This is a genomic window from Mycobacterium sp., from assembly GCF_052145595.1.
Lineage (GTDB): Bacteria > Actinomycetota > Actinomycetes > Mycobacteriales > Mycobacteriaceae > Mycobacterium.
On record NZ_JBKQOI010000029.1, the window covers coordinates 1 to 6833 of the forward strand.

Annotated in this window: 5 protein-coding genes; all 5 read right to left on the bottom strand. The window is 66.3% G+C overall.

From position 1 onward, the window contains the following. Window positions 1–72: 72 nt before the first annotated feature. Entirely contained in the window at window positions 73–1935 is a 1863-nt protein-coding gene (locus ACLP4W_RS01985) for an FAD-dependent monooxygenase (RefSeq protein ID WP_442383604.1), read from the bottom strand. Beyond that, window positions 1932–2939, bottom strand: coding sequence for a fumarylacetoacetate hydrolase family protein (locus ACLP4W_RS01990; protein ID WP_442383606.1), 1008 nt, complete (start codon window positions 2937–2939; stop codon window positions 1932–1934). The genes ACLP4W_RS01985 and ACLP4W_RS01990 overlap by 4 nt, the downstream gene beginning before the upstream one ends. Before the next feature lie 21 nt (window positions 2940–2960). After that, window positions 2961–4070, bottom strand: coding sequence for a VOC family protein (locus tag ACLP4W_RS01995; RefSeq protein ID WP_442383608.1), 1110 nt, complete (start codon window positions 4068–4070; stop codon window positions 2961–2963). Beyond that, window positions 4067–5980 (bottom strand): acyl-CoA synthetase, encoded by a 1914-nt coding sequence (locus tag ACLP4W_RS02000; RefSeq protein WP_442383610.1) that lies wholly within the window; start codon window positions 5978–5980, stop codon window positions 4067–4069. The genes ACLP4W_RS01995 and ACLP4W_RS02000 overlap by 4 nt, the downstream gene beginning before the upstream one ends. Window positions 5981–6136: 156 nt before the next feature. Continuing rightward, a complete protein-coding gene (locus tag ACLP4W_RS02005) occupies window positions 6137–6718 on the bottom strand; it encodes a hypothetical protein (RefSeq protein WP_442383612.1) in 582 nt (193 codons plus the stop codon). Window positions 6719–6833 lie beyond the last annotated feature (115 nt).

Sequence of the window (6833 nt, forward strand, 5' to 3'; positions counted from 1 at the left end):
CACGCCGTAGTCGTCATCGTCTGGGCGAACACGAAATCGGTTGGCTTGCAGGCTTTTCGGCAGGTCTCCTGTTCAGGTTCGACCGGAGCCGACACCGGTGCCGGCCGGGCTGAGCATGGGCGCCGCCTCGCGGATGTCGCGGCCCAGGATGTGTGCAAGCGCGTCGGCGAGTTTCGACCCTGGGTCGGGCGCCGCGTCTGCGTGGCGCCACCCGATGACACGGTCGGGACGCACCAGCACGGCGCCTTTGGTGGTGATGCCGCGGTGCTGTGCCCAGGCCAGCCGCGGATCGTAGAGGTCGCCGTCGATGTGGCCGATGCGCACCGCGTCGAGGGGCAGCCCATTGGCGCGGGCGATGTTTTCTGCCGCCGCGCACCAATCCTGGCCTTCCTCGCCGGCGATCAGCAGGAAGCGGCCCGGACCGACGAGGTCTTTGATCGGACGGCGGTGTCCCGTCTCGTCATCGATCCAGGCGTGCGGCAGCGGGCTGCCGGGGCGGGTGCCGGGTTCATAGACGCGGACGTCGTCGACGGCCGGGGGCTCCGGTGTGCCGTCGGCGATGACGGCGCTGGAGGCGTAGCGATATCCGTACTCGACGTTGAGTTCGTTGCCCTCCATCGTCAGCCGGCGGATCGCACGCAGCGCGCCGCGGCGGTGCTCGGCATCTTCCGGCTTGTCGCTGAAGATGCGGCGCATCTGCGCCCAGTTGGCCTCCGCGCCGGCCTCGTGGCTGAGCCCGAAGGCGCGCCCGATTTCCATGTGCGCCATCGAATTCTCCAGGGAACGCTGGACGTTTCGGGCGTCGACCGGCCTGCGTTCGGATTCATAGCTTTCCAGCAGGCTGTCGGCTGCGTGGCCGCCCAGCACCGCGGCAAGCTTCCAGCACAGGTTGTGCGCGTCCTGCACGCCGCTGGTCAGTCCCAGGCCGCCGGTGGGTGGGTGGCGGTGCGCGGAGTCGCCGACGAGAAACGCGCGGCCGACCCGAAACCTCGGCGCGAGCACGCCCTCCAGAGCCCAGCGGGTGATCTTGTGGACCTTCATCGGCACGTCGATGTCCAGGGCGCGACGCATGTTGGCCTCGATCTGCTCGTCGGTGAGGTCTTTGGGCCCCTCGCCCTGGTAGGTGACGTGGAACACCCATTCTTCGCTGTCGGGACCCCAGTGGTCGGGCCCCATCGGCACCAGCACCGCCATCTCGCCGATCGCCGGGCACCAGATCCACCGGATGAGCACGTCGGGGTCGTGTGCGAGCTGCGAGAGATCCGCGCTGATGTGCGCGGTGGCGGTCTGCGCGACCACGCCCAGGCCCTCGTATTCCACGCCAAGCAGCTTGGGGATCGTGCGGCCACCGTCGCAGCCGAGCAGATACTGTGCGCGAACGGTGTACTCGGAATCGTCGTCGCGGTTGCGGACACGCGCGGTGACACCGTCGGCGTCCTGCTCCACGGCGACGAGCTCATGATGGAAGCGCACCGTCCCCGGCGCCATCGCCTCCGCGTGCGCCTTCAGGATCGGTTCCAGCCGGATCTGTGGCAGGTTGGCCGTGCGCAGCGGGCTGGCCGCCATCCAGTTGAGGTTGGTGTAGCCGGCACCCCAGGACTCGATCCTGCCGATCATCCGGCCGCAATCCTCGTCGGGACCGGCGAACCCGCAGTACCAGCCCATGGCCGCCATGTTCTCGGCCGGGGTGCTTTTTTCGTAGATCGCTTCGGCGACGCCGACATCGGCGAGGATTTCCATCGTCCGCTGGTTGAGCACATGCGCCTTGGGCAGGATGGACGTCGTAGGCAGTGCGCTGACCAGCAGCGTCTCGATGCCCAGCTGCGACAGCAGCATCGACGCGGTCAGCCCGGCACCGCCCCCGCCGACGATCAGGACGGGAACGTCGATGTCGGCCTTCCGCTGCGCCGAGGCGGGCAGTGGTTGTTGTTTCATGATGTACCTCCGGAGATGTGGGACACGGCCCGGCGACCGTGGTCCTGGTTGTCAGTTGATCGTGTCCAGGTGATGCGCAGCAGTTGTTCGCCGAGGTCGATACGGCGGTCGGCCGATTTGATCGTGGAGCGCACCACATCGCCGGGCTTGAGGTAGGCGCCACGCTTCTTCTGCGCCTTGATGAATGCACGCCACTTCACGCGTTCGGGCAACAGGCCCATCAGCCTTTGCACGAACGGCGCCGGCGCGCGCAGTGCGCAGCCGGACGGCGTTCCGGTCAGCAGCACGTCGCCGGGCGCGAGGTCGCTGACCTGTGTGAGCTCGGTAAGCGTTTCCAGCGGCCGGTAAACAAGGTTGGCGGTCGAGTCGTGCTGGCGTACGCGCTCGTTGACCAGCAGTGTCAGCTCGAGCTGGTCAAGCAGCGGATAATCGTCGGGCTCCAGCACGCTCAGCACCGGGCCGACCGGGCAAAAGGCGCGATAGGACTTGCCCTTGAACCATTGGTTCTGCGGCAGCTGAATATCGCGTGCGGACACGTCGTTGGTCATGACCAGCGCGGCAACGTAGTCGGGAAGGGTGTCGGCGGTGATGGTGGTCGGCCTGCTGACGGGTTTGCCGAACACCAGCCCCAGCTCCAGCTCATAGTCGAGCAGCTGAACCTGCGCCGGCACGCGCACGTCCCCGCGCGGTGGTGCCAGCGTGGCGTCGGACTTCATGAACAGCAGGTTGAACTGCTTGTCGTCGGGGTTCACGCCGGACTCGATCATGTGCTGGCGGTAGTTGGCGCCCTGGCAGATCACTCGGCATGGTGCGGTGATCGGTGCGAGCAGCTCGACGTCGGCGATGTTGATGGGCTCGACCGGCGCCGCACCATCGAACGGGCGGTGACCCAGCAGCTCGCCCGTGCTCAGGTCGCCGCAGGACAGGGGTTCGAGCCGCCCGTCATTGAGCACACCCCAATCGGTGGTGCCGGCGTGGCGGTAACGGACAACGTTGATGGCCATCGGTTTCCTCGCGATTAGTGGTTAATTCTTGATCCAGGGACGCGCGGGCACCGCCAGCGCCTTCTTCATCGCCAGCATTCGGCGCAGGCTGAACTCGGCGCGATCGCGCAGACCGTGCACGATGGCCGCGATGCGGGCGGGGGTGGGACGGACGTCGACGAAGTCGGCGGGCATGTCCTCGCCCCACTGATAAAGGCCGGCCCGATCCAGCGGGTGATAGCCGGTTGGGTAGCTCGAATCCAACACGTCGCCGTCGGCGAAGTGCTCCACCAGCAGCCCGGAGGGGTCGCGTTGGTAGTCGAAGATCTGGCTGCCCAGGATGTGTCGACCCACTCCCCAGGTGTGGTTCCATCCCCGCGCGCGCATGTACTGCGCGCTGCCAGCGACGGCGTCGGGGTCGACGACCTCGAAGGCGCAGTGCTCGAGTTCGTCAGAGATACCGGCGGCGACGACGACGGTGTGGTGGTCGCTCGGTTCGGCGCCGCGGTCGCAGCGCATGAATACCAGCACCGCCTCGTGGTTATCGGGGCGCAGCAACACGTCGGAGGGGATCAGGCCCAGCGTGTCGCAGTACCATTGCGCGTTGCGGTGGAACTCCTGCTTGTGCATGACCGCATGGCCCAGTCGGAACACCAGCTCGCGGGCCTGGTCAGCGGGTTGGGGCCGGTTGACACGCACCTTGTGGCGCGGGGTGTTGTACGTGTTCGGCTCGCGCACCGACAGCTCCGGCAGCTCGGTCATGCCGAAGACCACCTCCACGCGGGTGCCGGAGGGATCATGCAGTGTTACCAGCTCGCCACCGCCGGGCTCGGCGCCGGCGTGCACGGGACTCGCGCCCGGAAGGCGAGCCAGGCACTCGAGGTCCTCGCGCGTCCCGACCGTGAAGCCCAGGCCTTGGAACTCGTCGCCGCCTCGCTCGACGATCCAGCAGTGGTGCGGCGCAAGCGCGCCCCGGAAGTAGAGCGCGTCGTCGTTGCGCGCCGAAACGGTGAGCCCGAAGTCGGTGTAGTAACGCTCGGCGCGATCCAGGTCGCGCCGTGCGACACGCACGAAGGCCAGATCGCGCACCTTGGCCACCGGGCTGGCGCACCGCTGCGGCACCGCAGCGGGCGCGGTCGACGTGGATTTCACAGGACCTCCTTCGTCGAGGCGTCGTGCAGATCGACGCCGAAGGTGTACGCGCCGAGGACCTGTTTGACCGTGGGTGCCGCGCGGCGATCGGCGAGGGCGACATCGACCACCACGCCGCGGCGGCTGTCCTGGCGGGCCCAGATGCTGCCGACGGCGCTGTCGCCAGATTCCCTGAGCGCCAAGGCGACAACATCCTCGGTCTCGCGCAGCTTGAGGGCCGGCTTGAAGATCTTGCCCACCCCGGTCAGCGGCAGCTGCCCGACGATCTGAACGCGTTTGGGCCAGGCGGCGCGCTCAGGAATCTCGCGCTGGGCGAAGTCCATCAACTCACGTTCGGTCGCCCGTGCGCCCGGCTTGAGCTGCACATAGACGACCGGCAGTTCGCCGGCGTGGACATCGGGACGACCAACCGCGGCGCACGCTGACACCGCCGGGTGACGGTGCATCGGTTCTTCGATGGCAGCCGGGTCGATATTGTGGCCACCGCGAATGATCAGGTCTTTCTTGCGGCCGGCCAGCCAGACATAGCCGTCTGAATCCACACGGCCCAGGTCGCCGGTGTTCAGCCAGCGCTCACCGTCGCGCTCCACCCACAAACCTTTGTTGTGACTCGGATCGAGGTAGCCGGGGAAGACATTGCCGCCGCGGATCGCGACGACGCCGACCTCATCGGTGTCACACTCGCCGACGCAGTGCCCCGCCTCGTCGATGCGCAGGATGCGCAGCTCCTGGTAGGGCAGCGGTAAGCCGATCGACCCGATGCGGGCTTCGCCGAAGGCGGGATTGACGGCGCTGACACAGGTGCCCTCGGTCAGGCCGTAACCCTCGAGAATGCGAATACCGGTCAGCCGCTGGAACGCGTGGAAGGTCTCCACCGGCATCGGTGCCGCCCCGCACAGCGCATAGTCGAGACTGGCCACGTCGTGGCCGTCGATCGGCACCCGCAGCAGGCCCGAAAAGATCGTCGGCACACCGCTGAAGAAGTTCACCTTGTGGTACTCGACGACCTCCCAGAACCGCTGCAGGACGCCGCTGCCCCGATAACCCTGGGGCGTGACCAACAGCACGTGCGCGCCCATCGACCACGGCAACAGACCCGTCACCACCATGGCGTTGACGTGGAACAGCGGCAGCCCGCACAGCAGCGTCTTGGCGGCATCGATGCAGCCGTCGAGCGCCAAGCCCATCGTGTAGGCGTTGAAGACCTCGTTGCCGTGCGTGCGCACGGCGATCTTCGGCAGGCCGGTTGTGCCGCCCGTGCAGAAATAGGAACAGATGTCGCCGGGAAGAATGTCGCGATCGGACACGAGGCGGTCAGATCGCTGCTGCGCGATCAACTCATGGAAGTCATGCACGCGGATGCGCGCGTCGGGCGACGGTGGCGCCGGGGCCGCCGCTTGCTGCGTGTAAACGGCCGGCGAAACCGTCACCACATAGGTGAGCCGCGGCAGTTGCGGCAACATCGGTGCGAGCCGGACCCACAGATCGTCGTCGGCATCCGGGGCCGAACAGACGAGAACCCGCGCATTGGCTGCGCGCAGCAGCTCGCAGATCTGCGCCGCGTCCAGGAGCGGGTTGATCGCAAACACGATGCCAGTCGCCTCGGCGCCCCAGATCACGAAGTGGGTTTCGGGAAGATTGGGCAGCACGTATGCCACCACGTCAAAAGGCCGCACGCCGAGGGCGTGCAGCGCATTGGCGGTGCGTGTGATATCGCCGAGCAGCCGCTGGTAGGACCAGACGAACGGCTCGCGGTACTTCTCGACCGAGACGAAGAACGCCAACGCCGGATTCTGCGGGACACGCGCGGCGCCCCGGCGCAACATCTCATAGGTGCTGTGCGGCAAGTTGCGCTGCGCGAGCGGAGTGGCTTCGACCTGCTCGATGTCCTTCAGTGAGGCGATTTTCACGCTGGGACCCTTCCTCAGTTCATGGCCTGGTCGGGGCGCACCCGGAAGCGTCCCGCGGCGATACCGCACAACCCTGCCGTCCGCGCCGTCGCCGCCTACCGCTGCCCCGACTGCCCCAGCGAGAACAGCCAGCCGGTCCCCGACCCCATTCGCTGGCTAGGCTAACGATTCTGCATAAGCCCGAGCGTCAATGGCTTCCAGGGTGGCGACATCAGCATCGTCAATTGCCATCCTGGCGAAGTAAATCGAAGCCGTCGCATAGTCCTCCGCGTCATCGGCTCGGTGCTCCGCGACCTTCCGGCTAACAGCGTGTTTCTGGGCCGCAATATTGCTCTTGATTTTCTCCACCCGCTGTTTATGGTCTGCCTGAACTTTTTCCCAGTCGAAACCCGAGGCAGCCTTCTTCTTTGCGACATTCGCCTTGAATTCATCCTGCCTGGCTTTTGCATCGGCTTTGGACGCGTCGAGAATCGCATGCACTTTCTGGCTGGTTTCATTCTCAGCCGCCTCTGCCTTGTTCTCCGCGTTCGCTGCATGGTCTGCAAGCTCTCGCAGAAGTTCTGAAAGTTTCTTTATGATGATGCTCCTCGCATTGTTGGCGTGGTGGTCAAGCGCACCGTCTCCATCCGACCACCGCACGACGGCCGCCGGTAGGGACCGAAGTCCCCAGCCCGGCGGCCTTTCGTCGCCCCTGAACACCCGAAACGCAGACGTTAATCTTTGGATCGTCGATGCCACCAACGACGGGTGGACCGTGTGGAACGAGTGAAGCTTCTGGATGGATCCGTTGTGGGGTTGCGTCGCCTGGACGCACGCGACTTCGACGCGGTGCTGTTACTGCACAAGAACCTCA

Excerpts from the sequence above, each read along its gene's own strand:
- ACLP4W_RS01985 (WP_442383604.1), bottom strand. The coding sequence starts at position 1,935 with ATGAAACAACAACCACTGCCCGCCTCGGCGCAGCGGAAGGCCGACATC.
- ACLP4W_RS01990 (WP_442383606.1), bottom strand. The coding sequence starts at position 2,939 with ATGGCCATCAACGTTGTCCGTTACCGCCACGCCGGCACCACCGATTGG.